Source organism: Halomonas sp. KAO (assembly GCF_015595025.1).
GTDB lineage: Bacteria > Pseudomonadota > Gammaproteobacteria > Pseudomonadales > Halomonadaceae > Halomonas.
Genome location: NZ_JADNRL010000025.1, coordinates 20119 through 42309 on the forward strand (window position 1 = coordinate 20119; position 22191 = coordinate 42309).

Consider the following 22191-nt stretch of genomic DNA (forward strand, 5'->3'; position numbering starts at 1 on the left):
CGAACGCTCCCGCCGGGCCAAACCTCCTGTGTCTCGGCTCAGGGCCATCGCAGATTGACGCTAACGGCGACAGCCCTGCGTCCCGGCTCGGCTAGCGGCGCCAGAAGGCGGGGGTGAACAGCACCAACACGGTGAAGATCTCCAGGCGGCCCAGCAGCATGGCCAGCACCAGAATCCACTTGGCCAGGTCGGGCAGATCGCCATAGTGGGCCGAGGCCTCGCCCAGGGCCGGCCCCAGGTTATTGAGCGCCGACCCCACCGTGGACCAGGCGGTCACCTGATCGACCCCGGTGGCCATCACCCCCACCAGCATCAGGAAGAACAGCATCACGTAGACGGAGAAGAACCCCCATACCGCCTGGGCGATGCCGTCCGGCACGCTTACCCTGCCGATCTTTACCGTGATCACCGCACTCGGGTGGATCAGGCGCATCACCTCGCGCATGCCCTGCTTGAGGATCAGGATGATGCGGATCACCTTCATGCCGCCGGCGGTGGAGCCCGAACAGCCTCCCACGAAGGCGGCCATGAACAGCAGGAAGGGCAGGGCGCCGGGCCACAGCGAGAAGTCGGTGACGGCGAAGCCCGTGGTGGTGGCCACCGAGACCACCTGAAACAGGGCATGACGAAGACCGAGCTCGGTCTCGTAGGTGCCGGTCAGCCAGAGGGAAACGGCGGCGATGGTGGTCAGGCCGGCAAGGAACAGCAGCAGGAAGCGTGCCTCGGGGTCCTCGAAGTAGTGCAGCAGACTGCGCTCCCGCCAGGCGATGAAGTGCAGGCTGAAGCTCACCGCCGATACCAGCAGGAAGAACACGCAGATCAGCTCGATGGCGGCGCTGTCGAAATAGCCGATGCTGGCATCGTGGGTCGAGAAGCCGCCAATGGCAACGGTGGAGAAGCTGTGCCCCAGGGCGTCGAACCAGTCCATGCCGGCGGCCATGTAGGCGAGCATGCAGGCGATGGTCAGCGAGGCGTAGATGTACCACAGGGCCTTGGCGGTCTCGGTGATGCGCGGGGTCAGCTTGGAGTCCTTGAGCGGGCCCGGAATCTCGGTGCGATAGAGGGCCATGCCACCGACCCCCAGGGTCGGCAGGATCGCCACCGCCAACACCACGATCCCCATGCCGCCGAGCCACTGCAGCTGCTGGCGATAGTAGAGGATCGATTCGGGCAGGTGGTCGATGCCGGTGATCACGGTGGCGCCGGTGGTAGTCAGTCCCGAGAAGGATTCGAACACCGCATCGGTCAGCGTGAGCGCCGACTCGCCGGCCAGCATCAGCGGCAGCGAGCCGAACAGCGCGAGCACGCTCCAGAACAGCGCCGCGATCAGGAAGCCATCGCGGGTGCGCAGCTCCTTGAGGGCGCGGCGGTTGGGCAGAAACATCAGGGCGCCGGTCGCCACGGTGATGCCGATGGCCACGGCGAAGGCATCCCACTGGCCGTCGGCGAACAGCAGCGAGATCAGGATCGGCGGCATCATGGTCAGGCTGAAGAGCATCAGCAGCAGCCCCAGGATACGCAGCGTCATGCGCAGGCTCATCGGACGGCTCTCCTTGCGTCGTGGGCTATCAGAAGAAGGTCAGCCCGACCTGAAACAGTCGCTCCACATCGCGGATGCGGCGCTTGTCGATCACGAACAGGATGACATGGTCGCCGGACTCCACCACCACATCATCATGGGCGATCATCACCTCCTTGCCACGCACGATGGCGCCGATGGTGGAGCCCCGCGGAAGATCAATCTCGCCGATGGAGCGCCCCACCACCCGGGATGACTGGATATCGCCATGGGCGATGGCCTCGATGGCCTCGGCGGCGCCGCGGCGCAGCGAGTGGACGTTGACGATATCACCACGGCGCACATGGGTCAGCAGGCTGCCGATGGTGGCCTGCTGGGGCGAGATGGCGATGTCGATCTCGCCGCCCTGGACCAGGTCGACATAGGCGGCATTGTTGATCAGCGTCAGCACCTTCTTCGCCCCCATGCGCTTGGCTAGCATCGACGACATGATATTGACCTCGTCGTCGTTGGTCAGGGCACAGAAGATGTCGCACTCCTCGATATTCTCCTCCTCGAGCAGGCGTTTGCTGGTGGCGCTGCCGTGCAGGACGACGGTGCGGTCGAGGCGTTCGGAGAGCACCGTGCAGCGCTTCAGGCTGTGTTCGATGATCTTCACCTGGTGACTGTGTTCCAGGTGCTCGGCGAGGCGTTCGCCGATATTGCCGCCGCCGGCGATCATGATGCGCCGGAAGTCGCGGTCGAGGCGGCGCAGCTCGCTCATCACCGCGCGAATATCGCGCCGGGCGGCGATAAAGAAGACCTCGTCATCGGCCTCGATGACGGTATCGCCCCGCGGGATGATCGGACGGTTGCGCCGGTAGATGGCGGCCACCCGGGTGTCCACGCTGGGCATGTGGCGGCGCAGGAAGGCCAGGTCCTGGCCCACCAGGGGGCCGCCGTAGACCGCCTTGACCGCCACCAGCTGCACCAGGCCACCGGCGAACTCCAGCACCTGCAGGGCGCCGGGGTATTCGATCAGGCGGCGGATATGGTCGGTGACCACCTGCTCGGGGCTGATCAGCACATCGATGGGCACCGCCTCGTGGGCAAACAGCCCGCGGCGAGTAAGATAGGCCGTGGCCCGCACCCGGGCGATCTTGGTCGGGGTGCGAAAGAGGGTGTGTGCCACCTGGCAGGCGATCATGTTGACCTCATCCTGGCTGGTCACCGCGATCAGCATGTCGGCGTCTTCGCAGCCGGCCTGACGCAGCACCATGGGGTAGGAGCCGGGGCCCACCACGGTGCGGATGTCGAGCCTGGTATGCAGTTCGCGCAGCTTGTCGCCGTCGGTGTCGACGACGGTGATGTCGTTCTCCTCGCGGGCCAGGTGTTCGGCCAGGGTACCGCCGACCTGGCCGGCGCCGAGAATGATGATCTTCATCGCGTGAGGGTTCCGCTGGGTCGAGGGGCGGCGACAGCTGGTGCGCCGCAGCACGTGGCAGCTAGCCTAAACCAGCCGCCACGGGAAGGACAGGGGCCGGGATCAGTCCAGGGTGAAGCCGACCTTGATGGTGACCTGCCAGTGCTGCACCCGGCCATGCTCGATATGGCCGCGAGTATCGATGACCTCGAACCAGCGCATGCCGTGCAGGCTCTCGCTGGCCTTGCCGATGGCGCTCTCGATGGCCTGCTGAATGCCCTCCTCCGAGGAGCCGGTCAGCTCGACATGCTTGTAGATATGGTTGCTGCTCATGATTCCTCCTGCACGTGTCGATTGGTGATGCATGCGTGAGGCGGGCCCTTCTGTGAGCCTGACCCTAGCGTTTCCTTAGTCTGGCATAGAAGAAGCCATCGTGACTGTCGGCTTCCGGCAGCAGTTGTTGCCCGGCACCGGCGGGGCGGCCCCAGGCGATGTCGCGCGGTGTGGTCGCCTCGGCATCCGGGGTGCGCGCAAGGAAGGCGGCGACCTGCTCGCTGTTCTCCGCTGGCAGTACCGAACAGGTGGCATAAAGCAGGGTGCCACCGGGGCGCAGCAGTGGCCAGAGGTTGTCGAGCAGGCGGGCCTGGAGCTCGGCCAGGGCCTTGATATCCGAGGCGCGGCGCAGGCGCTTGATATCCGGATGGCGCCGGATCACCCCGCTGCCGGAGCAGGGGGCGTCGAGCAGGATCGCCTCGAAGGGGGTGCCGTCCCACCAGTCGCGAGCGGTGGCATCACCGTGGGCCAGGCGGGCCTTCAGGCCGAGGCGCTGCAGGGCATCCTCGACCCGGGCCAGACGCTCGGCGTCGCTGTCCACGGCGTGCATGTCGATATCGAAGACCTCCAGCAGATGGCTGGTCTTGCCTCCCGGGGCGCAGCAGGCATCCAGCACCCGGGCGCCGGGGCGGGGAGCCAGGGTCGGGCCGAGCAGCACCGTGGCAAGTTGGGCGGCCTCATCCTGGACGCTGACGTGGCCAGCGTCGAAGCCGGGCAGCTCGAAGACGTCGCAGGGGGTATCCAGGGTGATGCCATCCGGCGCATGGGCGCACAGCCGTCCCTCGAGGCCCGCCGCGTCAAGGCGCTCGAGATAGGCCTCGCGGTCGCCATGGCGGCGATTGACGCGCAGTGTCATGGGGCCGGGGACATTGTTGGCCTCGGCCACGGCGCGCCACTCATCCGGCCAGGCCTGGCGCAGCGACTTGAGCAGCCACTTGGGGTGCAGCAGCGCCACCGCCGGGTCGCGGTCCACGTCGGCTAGCAGGGCGGCGGATTCACGCTGCAGACGCCGCAGGCAGCCGTTGAGCACCCGGGTGGCCCACTCCTTGCCGATCAGGCGAGCGGCGCCGGCGGTCTCGCCGACGGCGGCGTGAGCGGGTATGCGCAGGTAGAGCAGCTGATAGATGCCCACCAGCAGCAGCGCCTGGACATCGGCATCACGCACCTTGAAGGGCTTGTTCAGCAGCTTCCCGGAGAGTGCCTCGAGGCGCGGCAGGGTGCGACAGACGCCGAAGCACAACGCCTTGAACAGGGCGCGGTCGCGGGCTACCACCTGATGGTCATCGAGGCCGGCAAGCGACCCCTTGCCGGTGATCACCGGTACCAGGGCGCGAGCGGCGGCGGCGCGGACCGCCAGGCCGCCGTCATTCTCCAGCCCACGCGAGGCGGCGCGGCGCGACTTGCCGTTGGAGGGGGGCTGACTCATGAGGAGGTCTCCTCGTGATGGTGGCCGAGGCGCAGGCCAGCAGGGAAGCGGTCGGCCCGGGCGTGCAGCAGGTCCTTGACCGGCAGTGCCTTGCCGCCGGGCAGCTGGGCGCGGGTGACTCGCAGCACCTCACGGCCCTCGGGGCCACAGGCGATGCGCAGCGCGTCGTTGTCATGCTCGAGCAGGGTGCCGGGCGCGGCGGGAGGCTCGTTAGCGGCGAGATCGCTCGCCTCGGCCATCAACAGGCGCAGGCGGTCGGCGTCGAAGGCGCACCAGGCCACCGGCCAGGGATTGAAGGCGCGCACGCGAGCGGCCAGTGCCGCGGCAGGCTCGCGAAAGTCCAGCTCGGCCTCGGCCTTGGAGAGCTTGGCCGCATAGGTAACGCCGGCCTCGGGCTGCGGGGTGGCCGTGAGGCCCTCCTCGGCGAGGGCATCCAGCGCCTCGACGATCGCTTCACCACCGAGTGTCGCCAGGCTGTCGTGAAGCTCGCCACCGGTGGTCGTGGTGGTGATGGGGGTGCGTCGCACCAGCAGCATGTCGCCGGTGTCGAGCCCGACATCCATCTGCATGATGGTGACACCGCTCTCGGCGTCGCCGGCCTCGATGGCGCGCTGGATGGGCGCCGCACCACGCCAGCGCGGCAGCAGCGAAGCGTGGATATTGAGGCAGCCGAGCCGCGGCGTATCGAGCACCGCCTTCGGCAGGATCAGGCCATAGGCCACCACTACCATGATATCGGCATCGATGGCGGCCAGTTCGGCCTGAGCCTCGGCGGGCTTGAGGCTCTCGGGCTGGTAGACCGGCAGTTCGTGCTCCAGGGCGAGCCGCTTGACGGGGCTCGGGGTCAGCCTGCGGCCGCGCCCGGCGGGGCGGTCGGGCTGGGTATAGACGGCGACGATGCGGTGGCGGCTGGCCAGCAGCGCCGCGAGGCTCTCGGCGGCGAAATCGGGGGTGCCGGCGAAGATGATGTTGAGGGGTCGGGACATGGGGACAGCCTGGCCGTAAGTGGATACCTGCATGATAACGGAGCTTGCCGTAAACGACGAAGGCCGACGCGTTCGGCGTCGGCCTTCGTGAAGCTGGCGGCGGGGGCTCAGGCGTCCTGCATCAACTTCTGGCGCTTCTGCATCTTCTTGATCACCCGGTCGCGCTTGAGCGGCGAGAGGTAGTCGACGAACAGCACACCCTCGAGGTGATCCTGCTCGTGCTGGATACAGTGCGCGAGCAGGCCGTCGGCTTCCAGCTCATAGGGCTGGCCGTCGCGATCCAGTGCCTTGAGGTGAACACGCAGGGCACGGGGCACATCGGCGTAATACTCGGGGATCGACAGACACCCCTCCTGCATCGGCTCGCGCTCTTCGCCGATGGGCGTGACCTCGGGGTTGATCAGCACCAGGGGACTCGAGCGATCGTCGCTGACGTCCATGACGATGACGCGGCGGTGCACGTCCACCTGGGTGGCGGCCAGGCCGATGCCCTGGGCGTCGTACATGGTCTCCAGCATATCGTCGACCAGCCGGCGCACCTCGTCGTCGACCGCTTCCACCGGCGCCGCCTTGGTGCGCAGGCGCTCGTCGGGATATTCGAGGATAGGTAATTTGGCCATGGCGTTGGTTTCACCGTTATGCTGTCATTTACACAATGACACTAATTCCAGGTGTGATGCGTACGTCGGCGACAGGGCCGAGAGTCGCAGCACGTCGATAACATCAGACTATATCACGCCGGTAGCGTTCCATGGCATCGGTCGGTGACACGCGGGGAGAGCAGGGATGAGGCAGATGGTGGACGGCAAGTTGCGACGCGCGTGGTTGGGCCTGGCGGCAGGGCTTGGCCTGGCCGCGGCCGCCGGCGTTCAGGCCCAGGGGCTGAGCTGGGAGGATGGCCTGCGCGGTGATGCCCCGGACCGCTATACCGTGGTGCGGGGTGACACCCTGTGGGGTATCTCGGGACGCTTCCTGCGCCACCCCTGGCAGTGGCCCGAGGTGTGGCAGGTCAACCCCCAGATCCGTAATCCGCACCTGATCTACCCGGGGGACGTGGTCTACCTCTATGACTGCGATGGTCGCCCCTGCATCGGGCTCGAACGCGGCCAGGGTCAGGTGCGGCTCTCTCCGGAGATGCGCACCATTCCGCATCGCGAAGCGATTGCCCCGATCCCCCTGGAGGATATTCGCCACTTCCTGCGTGAACACCGCATCGTCGATGACCCCGAGGCCCTCGAGGAGCTGGCCTATGTGGTAGGGGGTGATGACCGCCGATTGATGAGTGGCGTGGGGGATCGGCTCTACGCGCGGGGCGAGGTGCCTGCCATTGGTCGCGTAGGATTCTATCGCGTGGGGGAGCGCTTCCTGGATCCGGCCAGCGGTGAGCTGCTGGGCCTCGAGCTGGAGGGGGTCGGCCAGGCACGCCGCGAGCGTCAGGAGGCCGAGATGGCGGTGCTGGAGGTGACCTCTTCGCAGCAGGAGGTGCGCAACGGCGATATCGTGCTGCCCCTGGAGGATCGTGTTCTGGTGACCGAGTTTGTTCCCCGCGCGCCCGAGCGCGAGGTGGAAGGCACCATCCTGGCGGTGCCGGGTGGCGTGCAGTTCATCGGTCGCCTGCAGGTCGTGGCGCTGGATCGCGGCCGTCGTGACGGGCTCGAGCCCGGCCATGTGCTGAGAGTCGAGCAGCGTGGCGAACTGGTCAGCGACCCGCGTACCGGCGAGCAGCTGCGCCTGCCGGGGGAGGATGCCGGGCTGGTGATGGTCTTCAAGGCCTACCAGAAGATGAGCTACGGCCTGGTCATGGAGGCCAGTCGAACGCTGGCCGTGGGGGATCGCGTCCACAACCCGCGGCGGGCGGTCAGCGCCGCCCTGCGCTGAGGCCTGGCAATGGCGATGCCTGCCCTCGGCACCCGGGAGTGGCTGGCCCTGACGGGCCTGCCGGGGCTCGGTGCTGGGGCACTGGCCGAGCTGCTCGCCCGGCAGCCGCAGTGGCCCGATGGCTGGCTGGCGGTGTTGCCGCGGCGGGCCGCCACGGAGTTGCGGCTATGGCTCGACCACCCCGCGCGCAGCCCGCTTGAGGCCCGGGTGGACGCTGCCCTGGCCTGGGCGGCGGCCAGTGACGACCACCATCTGCTGCACGCCGGGCACCCCGCCTGGCCAGGCCTGCTCTCCGAGATTGCCGACCCGCCTCCGCTGCTGTGGGCCTGGGGTGACCTCGCCAGCCTGGCGCCCCCCAAGCTGGCCATGGTGGGGTCGCGTCGCGCCACCCGCGAGGGGTTGACCAATGCCGCCGGCTTCGCCCGTGAGCTCGCCACACGGGGCTGGTGCGTGGTCAGCGGCATGGCGCTGGGTATCGATGCCGCCGCCCAGCAGGCCGCCCTGGATGCCGGTGGCACCAGCGTGGCGGTGCTCGGCTGTGGCGTCGATGTGATCTATCCCCCGCGCCACCATCGGCTGCATGTCCGTCTGCGTGAGGCCGGGGGACTGCTGCTTTCCGAGCATCCCCCCGGTACCCCGGCCCGGGCCGGCTTCTTTCCGCGTCGCAACCGTATCGTGACCGGTCTCAGCTGCGGTGTGCTGGTGGTGGAGGCGGCCGAGCAGAGTGGTTCGCTGGTCAGCGCACGACTGGCCGGGGAGCAGGGCCGTGAAGTGTTCGCCCTGCCGGGTTCGCTGCATAACCCTCAGGCGCGAGGCTGCCTGAGGCTGATCCGCGAAGGGGCGGTGCTGGTGCGTGAGGTCGATGATATTCTAGCCGAGCTTACCCAGTGGCAGGCTCCGGTAACGCCCGCCACGATGCGTGCCGAGGCCCCCGGTCGGGATGATGATCCACTGCTGCGCTGGCTGAGCGGGACCCCGACGCCGGCCGACGTGCTGGTGGGACTGACCGGGCTCGATATCGCCGAGTGCCAGCGGCGCCTGCTGACACTGGAGCTCGAAGGGCGTGCGGCACGGGTCGCCGGTGGCTGGGTGCGCCTCTCGGCGGCGTGATAGAATCCTCGGCCATTCGCGCCCAGCCGAGTGAGGAGAGCCCATGAGCCAGGCCCAGCAGATCGAGCAAGCCGCCGTTGCCCTGCGCCAGGGTGGGGTGATCGCCTACCCCACCGAGGCGGTCTGGGGGCTGGGTTGCGACCCCGACAACGAGGAGGCCCTGGCCAGGCTGCTGCGTCTCAAGCGGCGTGACCCCGCCAAGGGGGTGATCCTGGTCGCGGCGTGCATCGAGCAGTTCGGCGCGTGGCTGGAAGGGCTGCCCGCCGAGCAGCAGGCACCGCTGGCGGCCAGCTGGCCTGGGCCCAACACCTGGCTGGTGCCCCACAACGGGCGCAGCCATCCCCTGGTGCATGGCGACCATGATCGAGTGGCCCTGCGCGTCAGCGCCCACCCCCTGGTGGCGGCGCTCTGCGAGGCCTTCGGTGGCCCCGTCGTTTCCACCTCGGCCAACGTGGCCAGCGAGCCGCCGGCGATGAGCGCCGACGAGGTGCGCACCCTCTTCGGCACCGGGCTCGATGCCGTCGTCGAGGGGGAGCTCGGTGGTCTCGCGCGTCCCAGCACCATTCGCGATCTGGTCAGTGGCCGAGTGCTGCGCTCCTGACCCATCCACTCTTCTTTCATCCTGCCTGGAGGCACCGTTGGCCCACCCGCAACTCGAAGACGTCAAGACCTATCTGCTCGATCTGCAGGAGCGCCTGTGCAGCGCCCTGGCTGCCGTGGATGGCGGCGCGGTGTTCCATGAGGATGCCTGGCAGCGCCCGGGGGGCGGTGGAGGCCGCTCCCGTGTGATCGAGAAGGGGCGAGTGTTCGAGAAGGGGGGCGTCAACTTCTCGCACGTCTACGGCGAACAGCTGCCACCCTCGGCCACGGCGGCCCGCCCCGAACTGGCGGGGCGCAGCTTCCATGCGGTGGGGGTCTCCTGGGTGCTGCATCCCGAGAACCCCCATGTGCCGACGAGCCATGGCAACGTCCGCTTCCTGATCGCCGAGAAGCCCGGCGAGGCGCCGGTATGGTGGTTCGGCGGCGGCTTCGATCTGACCCCGTTCTACCCGGTGCACGAGGATGTGGTCCATTGGCATCGGGTCGCCCGGGATGCCTGTGCCCCCTTCGGTGAGGAGGTCTACCCGCGCTACAAGGCGTGGTGCGACGACTACTTCTATCTGAAGCATCGCGACGAGACCCGCGGCGTGGGTGGGCTCTTCTTCGACGACCTCAATGAATGGGGCTTCGAGCGCAGCTTTGCCTTCCAGCGTGCCGTGGGCGATGCCTTCCTCGAGGCCTACCTGCCGATCGTGAAACGCCGGGTCGATACGCCCTGGAGCGAGCGCGAGCGCGACTTCCAGCTCTATCGCCGTGGACGCTATGTGGAGTTCAATCTGGTGTGGGATCGCGGCACCCTGTTCGGGCTGCAGAGCGGTGGGCGCACCGAGTCGATCCTGATGTCGATGCCGCCGCTGGCGAGCTGGGAGTATGACTGGCACCCGGAGCCCGACAGTGCCGAGGAGTGTCTCTACCGCGACTATCTGCGCCCCCGTGACTGGCTTGGCGAGCAGGCGGGGCGAAGTCAGGGCCAGGAGGAGGAGGGAGCATGACCGATCGCTACTGTGTCTTCGGCCACCCGGTGGCCCACTCGAGATCGCCGTTTATTCATGCCGCCTTCGCCGAGCAAATCGCCGATACCATCGAGTACACCGCCATCGAGGCGCCGCGTGACGACTTCCCCGGTGCCTGGCGGCGCTTCACCGCCAGCGGTGGACGCGGCGCCAACGTTACCGTGCCCTTCAAGGAGGAGGCGTTCCGCCTCTGCGACACGCTCAGCGAGCGTGCCCGGCGTGCCGGAGCGGTCAACACCCTGGTCCTGGGAGGGGACGGCCAGACCCATGGCGACACCACCGATGGCATCGGCCTGGTGCGCGATCTGGAGCGCCATGGCGTGAGGCTGGCCGGGGCGCGCATCCTGGTGCTCGGTGCCGGTGGTGCGGTGCGTGGCATTCTGGAGCCGCTGCTGGCCGGACACCCGACGAGCCTCCTGGTGGCCAATCGCACCGCCGCCAGGGCCGAGGCCCTGGCCACTGACTTCCGGGACCTGGGCGAGATCGCCGGGGGTGGCTTCGACAGGGTGGAGGGGCCGTTCGATCTGGTGATCAACGGCACCAGCGCGAGCCTGGCGGGCGACCTGCCGCCACTGCCCGAGGGACTGTTCGCCGCCGGCGCTACCGCCCACGACATGATGTATGGCGCCGAGCCCACGGTGTTCCTGCGCTGGGCAGGTGAGCGCGGCGCCCGCACCGTGGATGGCCTCGGCATGCTGGTGGAGCAGGCGGCGGAGTCCTTCTTCCAGTGGCGCGGCGTGCGACCCGATACCGCCCCGGTGCTGGAGGCGCTCAGGGCCGCGCTTTAATCACTCGGGGCTATCGCAGTTAAGGTTATCGCCTAGGGCTGATCCGTCGACAGGTCCCCGGCGCCCCTTGCTAGAGCCAACAGCGCTAGACCTGCTGAATAATCAGCGGCGTTTGACATAGAGCCCCACCATGCACAGCACCAGACCGATCAGCGACAGCAGCATCCCGCCATTGACCAGCCAGGGGTAGCGCTGCAGCCAGGAGACGAAGGGCTGGGGGGTGTCGCGGCACACCCCTTCCAGATAGTCCCAGTGGCCCCCCGAGAGCGTGCACTCCCGCACGCTCGAATACTCCCAGAAGTAGACGCCCATCAGTGCCAGCATGGGGACGATCAACAACAGAAGTCCGAGCCTCAGCATCTCAGGACCTCGCGCAGCTGGGCGTGCGGCCGGCCTGACGGGCGCGCTCGTAGCGGTTAAGGGCATCGTCCATGCGCGCCTGCAGGTCCTGGGTACGCTGGCCGTGGCTGGGGTGGCTGGAGAGCCAGGCGGGGGGCTGGGCGCCGCCCTGGGCGCTCATGTTCTCCCATAGCGACAGGCTGGCGCGAGGGTCGAAGCCGGCCTCGGCCATCAGATAGAGACCGAGCTCGTCGGCCTCGCTCTCGTGACGCCGCGAGAAGGGCATCAGGATGCCGTACTGGGCGCCCATGCCCAGGGCCCCCATGACCTGCTCGCCACCCGCTCCCTCGAGGCCGGCGGCCGAGGAGAGCACCGATAGCCCGAGCTGGGTGGCGGTCTGGGTGGAGACACGCTCGTTGGCGTGACGGGCCAGCACGTGGGTGATCTCGTGGCCGACCACCGCGGCCAGCTGGTCCTGATTGCGGGCGACCTCCAGCAGGCCGGTATGGACCCCCATATAGCCGCCGGGCAGGGCGAAGGCGTTGGCCGATTCATCCCGGAAGACGCGGATCTGCCAGTCCTGGGACTGACGCTGCTCGGGTGGCAGCGCACGGACCAGGGCATCGGCCACGCACTGCACGTAGCGCTGGGTGGCGCCGCCCACCATGGGGCGCTCCTGCTGATATTGCTCGAAGGCCTGGGCGCCCATCTGATCGAGCTGGTCGTCCGACACCAGGGTCAGACGCTGGCGCCCGGTGGGGGAGGTGGTGCAGGCGGCGACGGTCAGGCACAGCGCGCCGATGGCGAGGGGTTTGAGCCAGCGCATGGCGGGTCTCCTTGGTGGGCAATGACATCCAGCCTGTAAGACGCTGGACGAAGGTCCGAGTTCGCCACAAGATACTCTGAACGCTTGCGAGGTCAACCGTCGCTTACGGATTCAAACTGCCTCAGGGAGGCATGTCCCCAGCTAGCCCCGAAGGGGTAGCACTCCCTGGGACTTCACGAAGGAGAAGCCAATGGACGCTGAGCTGACGCGTCGCCTGCTGCACCTGCTGGATCGCGTAGAGCACTGGCTGCCGCCGGCTCCGGTGGAGGTGGACTGGTCGCGGGATGTGGCCGCCCTGTGGCAGCGTCATGCCCTGGGAGGGCGCCTGCTGCCGGTGCCGCCCCGGGATGCGCTGGGCCTGGACGACCTGATGGGCATCGAGCGCCAGAAGCTGGCCCTGATCGACAACACCCGGGCCTTCCTGCAGGGGCTGCCCGCCAACCATGCCCTGCTGTGGGGCTCCCGGGGCAGCGGCAAGTCGTCGCTTGTCCGAGCCCTGCTCAATAGCCTGGCCGATGAGGGCCTGCGCCTGGTGCAGGTGGATCGCCACGACCTCTCCGGTCTGCCAACGCTGGTGGAGCAGCTGCGTCACCATGACCAGCGCTTCGTGGTCTACTGCGACGACCTCTCCTTCGAGGGGCACGACGATGCCTACAAGGCACTGAAGAGCGTGCTGGACGGTGCCCTGACCGGTCCTCCGCCCAATGTGCTGCTCTACGCCACCTCCAATCGCCGCCATCTTCTGCCCGAGTCGATGAGCGACAACGCCGGGTCGAGGCTGGTGGGTGACGAGCTGCACCACGGCGATGCGGTGGAGGAGAAGATCTCGCTCTCCGACCGCTTCGGGCTCTGGCTGGGCTTCCACCCCTTCAACCAGGATGTCTATCTGGAGGCGTGCTGTCACTGGGTCTCCCAGCTGGGCCGCCCCGAGGACTGGGGCACCGAGGCGCGGGCCGAGGCGATCCGCTACGCCACCCTGCGGGGTGGGCGCAGCGGACGCACCGCCTGGCAGTTTGCCAACCACTGGGTGGGTCGCCGGCGGCTGCACGACAGGCAGTAAACTGAACCCGTCAACACGAAGGCGCCAGGCTCGTGCCAGGGGGTTCCTGAAAGCGGGCCGGGCGCCTGTGATCGAGAGGGGCGGGGTCAGCGGCGGCTGTTGCGCGCCTCCTTGGTGCGCGAGAGCTCGCGCTTCTTGGCCTTCTCGCGGTCGCTGGCGCCTGCCATCTTGTCGTAGGGGTTCTTGCCGGAGCGGAACTCGAAGCGCATCGGTGTGCCGCGCACCTTGAGCACCTTGCGGAAGGTGTTGGTCAGGTAGCGGCGATAGGCCTCGGGCAGGGACTCGGTCTGGTTGCCATGAACCACGATGATCGGCGGGTTGCTGCCGCCCTGGTGGGCCATGCGCAGCTTGATCCGGCGCCCGCGAATCATGGGCGGCTGGTGCGACTCCACCGCGTCCTGCAGGATGCTGGTCAGGCGGTTGGTGGACCAGTGGGCGTTGGCCGAGGCGAAGGCTCGCTCCAGAGACGGATAGAGGTCGCCGACTCCGGTGCCGTGCAGTGCCGAGATGAAGTGCAGATCGGCATAGTCGGCGAACCCCAGTCGACGCTTGATCTCGGCGCGCATCTTCTCCTTGGCCTCGCTCTCCAGGCCATCCCACTTGTTGACCGCCAGCACCAGGGCGCGGCCGGTGGTCAGCACGTAGTCCAGCAGGTGCAGATCCTGCTCCACCAGCCCCGAGCGGGCATCGAGCACCATGATGGCGACATGACACTCCTTGATCGCCTCCAGGGTCTTGATGATGGAGAACTTCTCGGCCACTTCACGGACATTCTTGCGGCGCCGTACGCCGGCGGTATCCACCAGCACATAGGGCTTGCCACGGCGCTCGAAGGGGATCTCGATGGCGTCTCGGGTGGTGCCGGCCTCGTCATAGACCACCACCCGCTCCTCGCCGAGCAGACGGTTGACGAGGGTCGACTTGCCGACATTGGGGCGCCCGATGACACCGATGCGGATGCCCTTGGTGCCGGTGTCCGCCGGAATGCTCTCGTCGCGCTCCGGGAAGGGGGCGAGCACCTCGTCGATCAGCGTGGTGACATTGCGACCATGGGCGGCGGCGATGGGACGCGGCTCACCGAGGCCCAGCTCCCAGAACTCGGCGGTGGCACTGTCCTCGTCGAGGCCGTCGGTCTTGTTGACCACCAGCCAGGTCTTCTTCTGGTTGACCCGCAGGTGGTTGGCGATGGCCTCGTCGGCGACATTGAGGCCGGCTCGGGCATCGACCAAGAACAGCACGATGTCCGCCTCGTCGATGGCGGCCAGTGACTGCTCGGCCATGGCGGCATCGATGCCCGCCTCGTCGCCGCTGATGCCTCCGGTGTCGATCACCGTGTAGGCCTTGCCGCCGAGCATGCCGTTACCGTACTTGCGGTCCCGGGTCAGGCCCGGGAAGTCGGCCACCAGGGCGTCGCGAGTACGGGTCAGGCGGTTGAACAGGGTCGACTTGCCCACATTGGGCCGGCCGACCAGGGCGATCACGGGTGTCATCGGATATCCAGGGTCTCGAGGGTGCCGTCATTGGCCAGCACATGAATGCGATTGCCGTCGGTGACCGGGCGCACGCCGATGCCGGAGCCGTCGATACGCTCACGGCCGACCATCTCGCCGCTGCGTGCGTCGATCAGGTGCAGGTAACCGTCGAAATCACCGAACACCAGCTTGCCATCGGCAAAGGCCGGTGAGGTAGGCCGACGGCCTTCCAGCACGGTGCTGCGCCAGACCTCCTCTCCGCTGTCGGCGGCCAGGGCCAGGATGCGTCCCGACTCCTCGACCACGAACAGGAAGTCACCCACCACCAGGGGGGTGTGGTAGCTGGAGAGCTCCCGGGCCCACAGGGGTTCGCCACGGGTCGCTTCCAGGGCCACCAGGCGGCCGTTGTAGCTGGTCACGAAGAGGCGACCGTCGGGGGTCAGCACCGGCTGGCCGGCGAGGTCCACCAGGCGCTCGATATCGCTGCGCCCCTGAGCCACGGCGATGCGCCGCTCCCACAGCGGCTGGCCGCTGCGGTTGTCCAGTGCCACCAGGCGGCCGTTGGCGAAGCCGGCGAAGGTCACCGGGTCGATGGTCGTGGGGGTGCCGGTGCCGCGCAGGGTCAGCGAGGGCAGGCTGGCCTGATAGCGCCAGCGCTCATCGCCGCTGTCGCGATCCAGGGCGGTGATGGAGCCGTCGACGCTCTGCACGATCAGCAGCTGCTGATTGGGCTGGGGGGCGGCCAGCACCTCGCTGGGCACGCGGGCACGCCAGCGCACGCTGCCATCACGCTGGCTCACCGCCAGCACCTGGCCGTCGCGGGTGCCCAGGTAGATATCCCCGGCCACCGCGGTGAGGGCGCTGGAGACCGGCACCTCGAGCGCCGTCTCCCAGCGAGTGTCGCCGGTATCGGCATCGAAGGCGAACAGCTCCCCCTGGTAGTCGGCGGCGAACAGGGCTTCGCCCTCGCGAGCCGGTGCGATGGGATAGGCGGCACGCCCCAGGCCGTCACCGGCGCCCTCGCGCCAGGCAGTGTCGAGCTCCGCGCTCGCCGCGAAATCTCTTAGCTCGGTAGGCGGATACTGTGGTTCCACCTGGCTGCCGGCACAGCCGGCGAGCAGCGTCAGGCCCGCAAGGGTGGCGATCAGGAAGGTTGGTTTCATGCGTCCAGCCCCCGGTTGTCATGGCTTGTGGTATCGAGGTTCGATGTTTCCAGAGCCGAGCCTTCGGGATCCGGCGACTCAAGCCCCAGGTTGTCGAGCTTGAGCTGCACGCCGTAGAGCGGCTGCTCGTTGGTCTCGGCGAGACGCAGTGCCTCACGCCAGGCGGTGGCGGCCTCTTCGCGACGCTCGAGGGCGTGATAGGCATCGCCGCGCACCTCGGCCCGCTGGGCGGCCAGCGCCTCGGGGACACCACTCTGCAGGACGTTCAGTGCCTGATCGGCGTCGCCCTCGGCGACCAGCAGTCGTGCCAGGCGCAGCCGCGCCAGGCCGGCCACATAGTCGTCCGAGCCGGCATCCGCCAGGGGCTGCAGGCGCTCCCGCGCGCCGGCCAGATCACCCTGGGCGACCGCCAGGCGGGCATCCATCAGGCGCGCCAGGTCGGCATACAGCGTCTTGCCATGCTCATCGACGATCTCCTCCACCAGGGCGCGAGCCTCGGGGAGCTGCGCCTCATCGAGGTCGTTGCCGGCGGTCAGGTTGACCAGTTGCTGGTAGCGCATCGAGGCGGCGGTGGCCTGGTTCTCCTGATAGCCCTGCCAGGTATTCCAGCCCAGCACGCCCGCGGCGGCCAGGGCCACGCCGGCCACCAGCGAGAGGCCATTCTCCTTCCACCAGCGCTTGAGCGCCTCGACCTGTTCTTCCTCGGTTCTCAGCTCCGCCACGGGCGGTCTCCTTGTGTGTCTGGTATGGGCCTTCAGGCCAGCAGATCGCGCAGCTCGTCGACCAGGGCATCCCGGGCCAGGCTGCGCTGGTCACGCTCCTCGCGCAGGAACTTCAGGGTCGCGGTGCCGCGGGCAAGCTCGTCCTCGCCGAGCAGCAGGGCCAGGCGAGCGCCGCTGCGGTCGGCCTTCTTGATCCGGCTCTTGAAGCTGCCGCCACCACAGTGCAGCTGGGCACGCAGGGTCGGCATCTCGCCACGCAGCCGCTCGACCAGCTGCAGGGCGGCGCCGGCCGCGGCATCGTCCATGGGCAGCACATAGAGGTCGAGTTCGCCGCGGGCGGCATCGGGAATCAGTTCAAGGGTCTCGAGCAGCAGCACCAGGCGTTCGATGCCCATGGCGAAACCTACCGCCGGGGTCGGCTTGCCCCCCAGCTGTTCCACCAGGCCGTCGTAGCGGCCGCCGGCACATACCGTGCCCTGGCTGCCGAGCGCGCGGGTGGTCCACTCGAAGACGGTGCGACTGTAGTAGTCGAGACCGCGCACCAGGCGCGGGTTGATCACGTAGTCGATGCCGGCGGCATCGAGCAGGGCGCGGAGCGACGCGAAGTGCTCGCGGGACTCGGCGTCCAGATGATCGAGCAGCTGGGGAGCGCCGGCCAGCATCTCGGCCATCTCAGGGTTCTTGGAGTCGAGGATGCGTAGCGGATTGCTGGTGAGGCGGCGCCGGGAGTCTTCATCCAGCAGCTCGTGATGCTGCTCGAAGTAGGCCACCAGGGTGTCGCGGTAGGCGGCGCGAGCCTCGGAGGAGCCCAGGGAGTTGAGCTCCAGGGTGACATGCTCCATCAGCCCCAGCTCGCGCCACAGGCGTGCCGAGAGCAGGATCAGCTCGGCGTCGATATCCGGCCCCTCGAGACCGAAGCTCTCCACGCCGACCTGATGGAACTGGCGGTAGCGCCCCTTCTGGGGGCGCTCGTGGCGGAACATCGGTCCCTGGTACCACAGGCGCTGGGTCTGGTTGTGCAGCAGGCCATGCTCCATGGCGGCGCGCACGCAGCTCGCCGTGCCCTCGGGGCGCAGGGTCAGGCTGTCTCCGTTGCGATCCGCGAAGGTATACATCTCCTTCTCGACGATATCGGTCACTTCGCCGATGGAGCGGGAGAACAGTGCGGTCTGCTCGACGATAGGGGTGCGGATCTCGGCATAGCCGTAACGGGCCATAAGATCGCGGACCTTGCCTTCGAAGTACTGCCACAGGGCGGACTGCTCCGGCAGCAGGTCGTTCATGCCACGAATGGCCTGGATCTTCTTGGCTGGCGCCTTGGAACTTGCTTGGGACTTGCTCAACGGTGGCTCCTTGATGGATGCCGGCGACTCAGGCGTCGCGGGCGATCACGTCCTGTTCGGTCTGCTCTTTCTCGCGCACCTTGTCGCGGATCAATCGCTCGAGGTCGTCGACCAGGTGGTCGTTGCGCAGCTTGGAAGCCGGCTTGCCGTCGATATAGACGAGGTTGGCCGGGGAGCCGCCGGTGAGGCCGATATCGGTCTCCTTGGCCTCGCCCGGGCCGTTGACCACGCAGCCGATCACCGACACATCGAGGGGCGTCATGATGTCCTCGAGGCGCTCCTCCAGGGCATTCATGGTGCCGATAACATCGAAGTTCTGGCGCGAGCAGCTGGGGCAGGCGATGAAGTTGATGCCCTTGGAGCGCAGGCGCAGGCTCTTGAGCATGTCGAAGCCGACCTTGATCTCCTCTACCGGGTCGGCGGCGAGCGACACGCGGATGGTGTCGCCGATGCCGTCCATCAGCAGCATGCCAAGGCCAATCGACGACTTGACGGTGCCCGAGCGCAGTCCACCGGCCTCGGTGATGCCGAGGTGCAGCGGCTGCTCGATGCGCGTGGCCAGATCACGGTAGGCGGCCACCGCCATGAAGACGTCGGAGGCCTTGACGCTGACCTTGAAGTCCGGGAAGTCGAGGCGCTCGAGGTGGTCGATATGACGCATGGCCGACTCGACCAGGGCCGCCGGCGTGGGCTCGCCATACTTCTTCTGCAGGTCCTTCTCCAGCGAGCCGGCGTTGACGCCGATGCGGATCGGGATGCCGTTATCGCGGGCCGCCGAGACAACCGCGCGTACGCGATCCTCGCGGCCGATATTGCCGGGGTTGATACGCAGGCAATCGACGCCCAGCTCGGCGACGCGCAGGGCGATCTTGTAGTCGAAGTGGATGTCGGCGACCAGCGGTACCTCGACCTCGCGCTTGATGCGACCGAAGGCCTCGGCGGCCTCCATGTCGGGTACCGAGACGCGCACGATATCGGCACCGGCGGTCTCGAGCTGGCGGATCTGCGCCACGGTGGCGGCCACATCCAGGGTGTCGGTATTGGTCATGCTCTGCACCGAGATGGGGGCATCGCCCCCGACGGCTACCCTGCCGACGTGGATCTGGCGTGACTTGCGACGGACGATAGGGGATTGTGCGTGCATGGTGACGGAATCATTCTCCCAGGGTGAAGCGGGCGACATTGCTGGCACCGGCGCGCTCGGCGAGGTCTATGCTTTCGCCCTGCCAGACCAGCTCGACACCGGAAGCGTTGCCCACGGTAAGGCGGAAGGGCGGCTCGCCTTCGACGGTGGCCGTGGTGCCGGGTTCCTGCAGGCCAACGAAGACGCGCTGGTTGGTGGCGTCGAAGACCTCGGTCCATGACTGCTCGTTGAAGGTAAACACCAGGCGGCCGGCATCGGCCGGCGCAGCACTCGGCTCGCTGCCGGCGGTGGAGTCGGCGTCTGCCTCCGGCTCGCCAGTGGCTTCGGCGCTGGTCGGCTCCTGTGTCTCGGCGTCGGCGAGTTCCTCGATATCCCGATCCGGCGTGACCGAGGAGGCGCTGCTCTCCTGCAAGGTACCTTCGGCGGCCTCGGTGGGGCTCTCGGCAGGGGCCTGCCCCGCCGCCGCAGTCTCGTCGGGCAGCGGCGGCAGGCTGTCCGGTTCGGCAGTGGCCAACGTCTCGGATTCGGTCACGCTGGCGGTACCATCGAGCCGGTCGACGGCAACCGGGTCGCTCTCGCCGATGCTCGGCGGCTCGCCCCCGCCGCGGCTCTGCCACCACATCAGGGTCAGGCCGATCAGGCCGGCCAGAACCAGCAGGGAGACCAGCCGAAACAGCCAGGCGCCCAGACGAGAGGGGGGCTTGCTGATCTGAACCGGTGTGACCTGGCGCTGGGCGGCGTCATGTCTGCCGAAGCGGGCGCGATAGGCCTCCAGGACCGGGGTATCGTCGATTCCGAGCAGGTGCGCATAGGCGCGCAGGTAGCCGCGCCGATAGGTGGCGATCGGCACCTCCTCGTAGCTGTCCTCCTCGAGGCCACGGATCACCGCCGGCCTCAGGTTGAGCGCACCGGCCACCTCGGAGAGGGAAAGGCCCTGACTCTCGCGTTCACGCCGCAGCTGCTCGCCGGGCGAGGCCGTGGCATCAGCATGCAGGTCCTGTTCATGGGGGTCGCTCATGGCGGCGCATCCTTGGTGGCGTTCTCGGGTCAGGGCGTGGTGCCACGCCCCTCCAGCTGTTGGGTATAGAAGGCGGCAGTGGTGCCGTCGCCCTGGGCCCTGGCGATGTCGCCGGCCAGCCTCAGCGCTTCAGGGCGCGGGCCGGCCAGGCGCATGAAGGCCTCGATCTGTGCTCGTGCCTGGGGCAGTTGGTTCTCGGCGTACTCCAGTTCGGCCAGGGTGAAGTAGCTGCGCGGAGCGCGTGGGTCGATCTCCTGGGCACGGAGCAGGTTCTGCCGCGCCTCCTGCACCTCGCCGAGCTCACGATGACACTGCCCGAGGTTGGCGAACAGCTGGGCTCGGTTGGGGTACTGGGCATCCTTCGAGGCTCGCTCGAGCTGTTCACAGGCCTCACGCACGCGACCGCGCGCGTAGAGGAACGCCGCATAGTTGTTGCGAGCCCGGGTGAAGTCGGCGTCGGCCATCAGCGCCCGGCGGAAGGTCTCGTCGGCCAGCGTCTCTTCGCCCTGGCGCTGATAGACCATGGCCATGGCCTGCAGCGCCTCGGGATCATCGGGAGCGATCTCCAGCGCCCGGTCCAGTGCCCCCATGGCGCGCCGCAGGTTGTTGCGCTCCAGATAGGCGACGCCGAGCTGGGTGTAGGCGTCGGCCGGGCTGGTCTCGCTCTCCGCGGAGGCGATCCCCTGTGACTGGGTGGCGCAGCCGGCCAGCCACAGGCTGCCCAGCAGGGCGGCCAGAGGCAGCAGCGAGCTTCCGGTGAGGCGTGGGCGGCGTATCATGAACTCCTCCCCAGGATCGACAGGCTCCCACCGGCGGTGTGCCGCGGACTGACGGAAGCCGGAGGGAGGCAGGGACCCATCAAAGCGTTGTGCCCGGTTGAAGTCAAGGTGGCCCCTTCAGTCGGCGTCGAGCTGGATCGACTTGATATAGCGCTCGTGCCGACGGGTACGGTCCTTCACCCGGCCCACCAGCTGACCACAGGCCGCATCGATGTCGTCGCCCCGCGGAGAGCGGATCGGCGCGGTGTAGCCCAGCTCATAGAGCCACTGCTGGAAACGCACCACTTGGTTGCGTGACGGTGTCTCGTAGCCCGAATGGGGGAAGGGGTTGAAAGGGATCAGGTTGATCTTGCATGGCAGCTCACGCAGCAGCTCGGCGAGCTGGCGGGCGTGCCCCTGCTGGTCGTTGACCCCCTTGATCACCGTGTATTCGATGGTGACCACGCGGGTGTCGTCGCACTTGGCCAGATAGCGCTGGCAGGCATCCAGCAGGGTGCGAATGTTGTACTTGCGGTTGAGCGGCACCAGTTCGTTGCGCAGCTCGTCGTTGGCAGCGTGCAGCGAGATGGCCAGGCTCACGTCGAGCTCGTCGCCGAGCTTGTCGAGCATCGGCACCACGCCGGAGGTGGAGAGCGTGACACGGCGCTTGGAGAGGCCGTAACCGTCATCGTCGAGCATCAGCTTCATGGCCGGCACGACGTTGTCGTAGTTCAGCAGGGGTTCGCCCATGCCCATCATCACCACGTTGGTGACCGGACGGTTGGCGGTATCCCTGCGCGGGCCCACACTGCGCTGGGCCACCCAGACCTGGCCGATGATCTCGGCGGCGCTGAGATTGCGCTGGAAGCCCTGCTTGCCGGTGGAGCAGAAGCTGCAGTCCAGCGAGCAGCCCACCTGGGAAGAGACACACAGGGTGCGGCGCTTGCCGTTATCGGCAGGGATCAGCACCGTTTCCACGTAGCTGCCGTCCTCGACCTCCAGCACCCACTTGCGGGTTCCATCGTTGGAGGTGCCCTCGTAGACCACGCCGGGGCCGCGAATCTCGGCCACCTCGGCGAGCCTTTCACGCAGCGCCTTGGAAAGGTTGGTCATGGCCGCGAAGTCATCACAGCCCTCGTGGTGGATCCACTTCATTACCTGGGCGGCGCGAAACTTCTTCTCGCCGATGGAGAGGAAGAAGGCCTCCATCTCCTGGCGGGACATGCCGAGCAGGTTGGTCTTCTGGGGTGCGGTTTCAGCGGTCATGGCGTTCAGCGGGTCGGGGAAGGGG

At 67.9% G+C, this 22191-nt stretch carries 22 protein-coding genes; 6 read left to right on the forward strand and 16 right to left on the reverse strand.

Annotation, left to right across the window (positions count from 1 at the left end; translation table 11 throughout):
* Nucleotides 1-91: 91 nt before the first annotated feature.
* From IOC61_RS12715 to def, 6 genes are all read right to left on the reverse strand, one after another.
* Nucleotides 92-1540 carry a TrkH family potassium uptake protein gene (locus IOC61_RS12715; RefSeq protein WP_195689168.1) on the reverse strand — a complete coding sequence of 483 codons (1449 nt, stop codon included), beginning with the start codon at nt 1538-1540 and terminating at the stop codon, nt 92-94.
* A 28-nt stretch (nt 1541-1568) separates the two neighbouring features.
* Complete coding sequence (trkA, locus tag IOC61_RS12720; protein WP_195689169.1) at nt 1569-2942, reverse strand: Trk system potassium transporter TrkA; 1374 nt, start codon at nt 2940-2942, stop codon at nt 1569-1571.
* 102 nt (nt 2943-3044) lie between these two features.
* Complete coding sequence (locus IOC61_RS12725) at nt 3045-3254, reverse strand: dodecin (RefSeq protein WP_195689170.1); 210 nt, start codon at nt 3252-3254, stop codon at nt 3045-3047.
* A 64-nt stretch (nt 3255-3318) separates the two neighbouring features.
* A complete protein-coding gene (rsmB, locus tag IOC61_RS12730) occupies nt 3319-4680 on the reverse strand; it encodes a 16S rRNA (cytosine(967)-C(5))-methyltransferase RsmB (RefSeq protein WP_195689171.1) in 1362 nt (453 codons plus the stop codon).
* A complete protein-coding gene (fmt, locus tag IOC61_RS12735) occupies nt 4677-5666 on the reverse strand; it encodes a methionyl-tRNA formyltransferase (RefSeq protein WP_195689172.1) in 990 nt (329 codons plus the stop codon). The genes rsmB and fmt overlap by 4 nt, the downstream gene beginning before the upstream one ends.
* 107 nt (nt 5667-5773) lie before the next feature.
* A complete protein-coding gene (def, locus tag IOC61_RS12740) occupies nt 5774-6286 on the reverse strand; it encodes a peptide deformylase (protein WP_195689173.1) in 513 nt (170 codons plus the stop codon).
* Between the two features lie 175 nt (nt 6287-6461).
* On the opposite strand from def, the gene IOC61_RS12745 reads away from it, so the two are divergent.
* The 5 genes from IOC61_RS12745 to aroE are packed head-to-tail and all read left to right on the forward strand — an operon-like array spanning nt 6462 to nt 11055.
* Nucleotides 6462-7544 (forward strand): LysM peptidoglycan-binding domain-containing protein, encoded by a 1083-nt coding sequence (locus tag IOC61_RS12745; protein ID WP_420706351.1) that lies wholly within the window; start codon nt 6462-6464, stop codon nt 7542-7544.
* A gap of 9 nt (nt 7545-7553) precedes the next feature.
* Nucleotides 7554-8654 (forward strand): DNA-processing protein DprA, encoded by a 1101-nt coding sequence (gene dprA, locus IOC61_RS12750; protein ID WP_409228440.1) that lies wholly within the window; start codon nt 7554-7556, stop codon nt 8652-8654.
* A 43-nt stretch (nt 8655-8697) separates the two neighbouring features.
* A complete protein-coding gene (locus IOC61_RS12755; protein WP_195689175.1) occupies nt 8698-9255 on the forward strand; it encodes an L-threonylcarbamoyladenylate synthase in 558 nt (185 codons plus the stop codon).
* A 37-nt stretch (nt 9256-9292) separates the two neighbouring features.
* Entirely contained in the window at nt 9293-10246 is a 954-nt protein-coding gene (hemF, locus tag IOC61_RS12760) for an oxygen-dependent coproporphyrinogen oxidase (RefSeq protein WP_195689176.1), read from the forward strand.
* Nucleotides 10243-11055 (forward strand): shikimate dehydrogenase, encoded by an 813-nt coding sequence (gene aroE, locus IOC61_RS12765; RefSeq protein WP_195689177.1) that lies wholly within the window; start codon nt 10243-10245, stop codon nt 11053-11055. Before hemF ends, aroE begins: the two co-directional genes overlap by 4 nt.
* A 102-nt stretch (nt 11056-11157) precedes the next feature.
* Here the strand turns inward: aroE and IOC61_RS12770 are convergent, their stop codons facing one another.
* Nucleotides 11158-11415, reverse strand: coding sequence for a hypothetical protein (locus IOC61_RS12770; protein ID WP_195689178.1), 258 nt, complete (start codon nt 11413-11415; stop codon nt 11158-11160).
* Nucleotide 11416: 1 nt separating this feature from the next.
* Nucleotides 11417-12220: a M48 family metallopeptidase gene (locus IOC61_RS12775; protein ID WP_195689179.1), complete on the reverse strand. Its 804-nt coding sequence runs from the start codon at nt 12218-12220 to the stop codon at nt 11417-11419.
* Between the two features lie 190 nt (nt 12221-12410).
* Between IOC61_RS12775 and IOC61_RS12780 the strand changes: the two genes are divergently transcribed.
* Nucleotides 12411-13280: an ATP-binding protein gene (locus IOC61_RS12780; protein WP_195689180.1), complete on the forward strand. Its 870-nt coding sequence runs from the start codon at nt 12411-12413 to the stop codon at nt 13278-13280.
* A gap of 86 nt (nt 13281-13366) precedes the next feature.
* Here IOC61_RS12780 and der read toward each other — a convergent pair whose 3' ends face one another.
* The 8 genes from der to rlmN form a co-directional block, all read right to left on the reverse strand.
* Entirely contained in the window at nt 13367-14770 is a 1404-nt protein-coding gene (gene der / locus IOC61_RS12785; RefSeq protein ID WP_132043619.1) for a ribosome biogenesis GTPase Der, read from the reverse strand.
* Entirely contained in the window at nt 14767-15915 is a 1149-nt protein-coding gene (gene bamB, locus IOC61_RS12790; RefSeq protein WP_195689181.1) for an outer membrane protein assembly factor BamB, read from the reverse strand. Before bamB ends, der begins: the two co-directional genes overlap by 4 nt.
* The gene (locus IOC61_RS12795) at nt 15912-16637 is read right to left on the reverse strand and encodes a YfgM family protein (protein WP_195689182.1); all 726 of its coding nucleotides are present in this window, start codon (nt 16635-16637) and stop codon (nt 15912-15914) included. The genes bamB and IOC61_RS12795 overlap by 4 nt, the downstream gene beginning before the upstream one ends.
* A 32-nt stretch (nt 16638-16669) precedes the next feature.
* Complete coding sequence (gene hisS / locus IOC61_RS12800; protein WP_267491313.1) at nt 16670-17980, reverse strand: histidine--tRNA ligase; 1311 nt, start codon at nt 17978-17980, stop codon at nt 16670-16672.
* Nucleotides 17981-18008: 28 nt separating this feature from the next.
* The gene (ispG, locus tag IOC61_RS12805; RefSeq protein WP_161424011.1) at nt 18009-19124 is read right to left on the reverse strand and encodes a flavodoxin-dependent (E)-4-hydroxy-3-methylbut-2-enyl-diphosphate synthase; all 1116 of its coding nucleotides are present in this window, start codon (nt 19122-19124) and stop codon (nt 18009-18011) included.
* Between the two features lie 10 nt (nt 19125-19134).
* A complete protein-coding gene (locus IOC61_RS12810; RefSeq protein WP_195689183.1) occupies nt 19135-20142 on the reverse strand; it encodes a RodZ domain-containing protein in 1008 nt (335 codons plus the stop codon).
* Nucleotides 20143-20171: 29 nt separating this feature from the next.
* Nucleotides 20172-20921, reverse strand: a complete 750-nt coding sequence (pilW, locus tag IOC61_RS12815) for a type IV pilus biogenesis/stability protein PilW (RefSeq protein WP_195689184.1) — start codon at nt 20919-20921, stop codon at nt 20172-20174.
* A gap of 117 nt (nt 20922-21038) precedes the next feature.
* The gene (rlmN, locus tag IOC61_RS12820) at nt 21039-22166 is read right to left on the reverse strand and encodes a 23S rRNA (adenine(2503)-C(2))-methyltransferase RlmN (RefSeq protein WP_195689185.1); all 1128 of its coding nucleotides are present in this window, start codon (nt 22164-22166) and stop codon (nt 21039-21041) included.
* Nucleotides 22167-22191 lie beyond the last annotated feature (25 nt).

Excerpts from the sequence above, each read along its gene's own strand:
- IOC61_RS12780 (WP_195689180.1), top strand. The coding sequence starts at position 12,411 with ATGGACGCTGAGCTGACGCGTCGCCTGCTGCACCTGCTGGATCGCGTA.
- pilW (WP_195689184.1), bottom strand. The coding sequence starts at position 20,921 with ATGATACGCCGCCCACGCCTCACCGGAAGCTCGCTGCTGCCTCTGGCC.
- rlmN (WP_195689185.1), bottom strand. The coding sequence starts at position 22,166 with ATGACCGCTGAAACCGCACCCCAGAAGACCAACCTGCTCGGCATGTCC.
- ispG (WP_161424011.1), bottom strand. The coding sequence starts at position 19,124 with ATGCACGCACAATCCCCTATCGTCCGTCGCAAGTCACGCCAGATCCAC.
- IOC61_RS12810 (WP_195689183.1), bottom strand. The coding sequence starts at position 20,142 with ATGAGCGACCCCCATGAACAGGACCTGCATGCTGATGCCACGGCCTCG.
- IOC61_RS12745 (WP_420706351.1), top strand. The coding sequence starts at position 6,462 with ATGGTGGACGGCAAGTTGCGACGCGCGTGGTTGGGCCTGGCGGCAGGG.
- IOC61_RS12775 (WP_195689179.1), bottom strand. The coding sequence starts at position 12,220 with ATGCGCTGGCTCAAACCCCTCGCCATCGGCGCGCTGTGCCTGACCGTC.
- der (WP_132043619.1), bottom strand. The coding sequence starts at position 14,770 with ATGACACCCGTGATCGCCCTGGTCGGCCGGCCCAATGTGGGCAAGTCG.
- fmt (WP_195689172.1), bottom strand. The coding sequence starts at position 5,666 with ATGTCCCGACCCCTCAACATCATCTTCGCCGGCACCCCCGATTTCGCC.
- IOC61_RS12770 (WP_195689178.1), bottom strand. The coding sequence starts at position 11,415 with ATGCTGAGGCTCGGACTTCTGTTGTTGATCGTCCCCATGCTGGCACTG.
- aroE (WP_195689177.1), top strand. The coding sequence starts at position 10,243 with ATGACCGATCGCTACTGTGTCTTCGGCCACCCGGTGGCCCACTCGAGA.
- bamB (WP_195689181.1), bottom strand. The coding sequence starts at position 15,915 with ATGAAACCAACCTTCCTGATCGCCACCCTTGCGGGCCTGACGCTGCTC.
- IOC61_RS12725 (WP_195689170.1), bottom strand. The coding sequence starts at position 3,254 with ATGAGCAGCAACCATATCTACAAGCATGTCGAGCTGACCGGCTCCTCG.
- trkA (WP_195689169.1), bottom strand. The coding sequence starts at position 2,942 with ATGAAGATCATCATTCTCGGCGCCGGCCAGGTCGGCGGTACCCTGGCC.
- IOC61_RS12755 (WP_195689175.1), top strand. The coding sequence starts at position 8,698 with ATGAGCCAGGCCCAGCAGATCGAGCAAGCCGCCGTTGCCCTGCGCCAG.
- dprA (WP_409228440.1), top strand. The coding sequence starts at position 7,554 with ATGGCGATGCCTGCCCTCGGCACCCGGGAGTGGCTGGCCCTGACGGGC.
- IOC61_RS12715 (WP_195689168.1), bottom strand. The coding sequence starts at position 1,540 with ATGAGCCTGCGCATGACGCTGCGTATCCTGGGGCTGCTGCTGATGCTC.
- def (WP_195689173.1), bottom strand. The coding sequence starts at position 6,286 with ATGGCCAAATTACCTATCCTCGAATATCCCGACGAGCGCCTGCGCACC.
- rsmB (WP_195689171.1), bottom strand. The coding sequence starts at position 4,680 with ATGAGTCAGCCCCCCTCCAACGGCAAGTCGCGCCGCGCCGCCTCGCGT.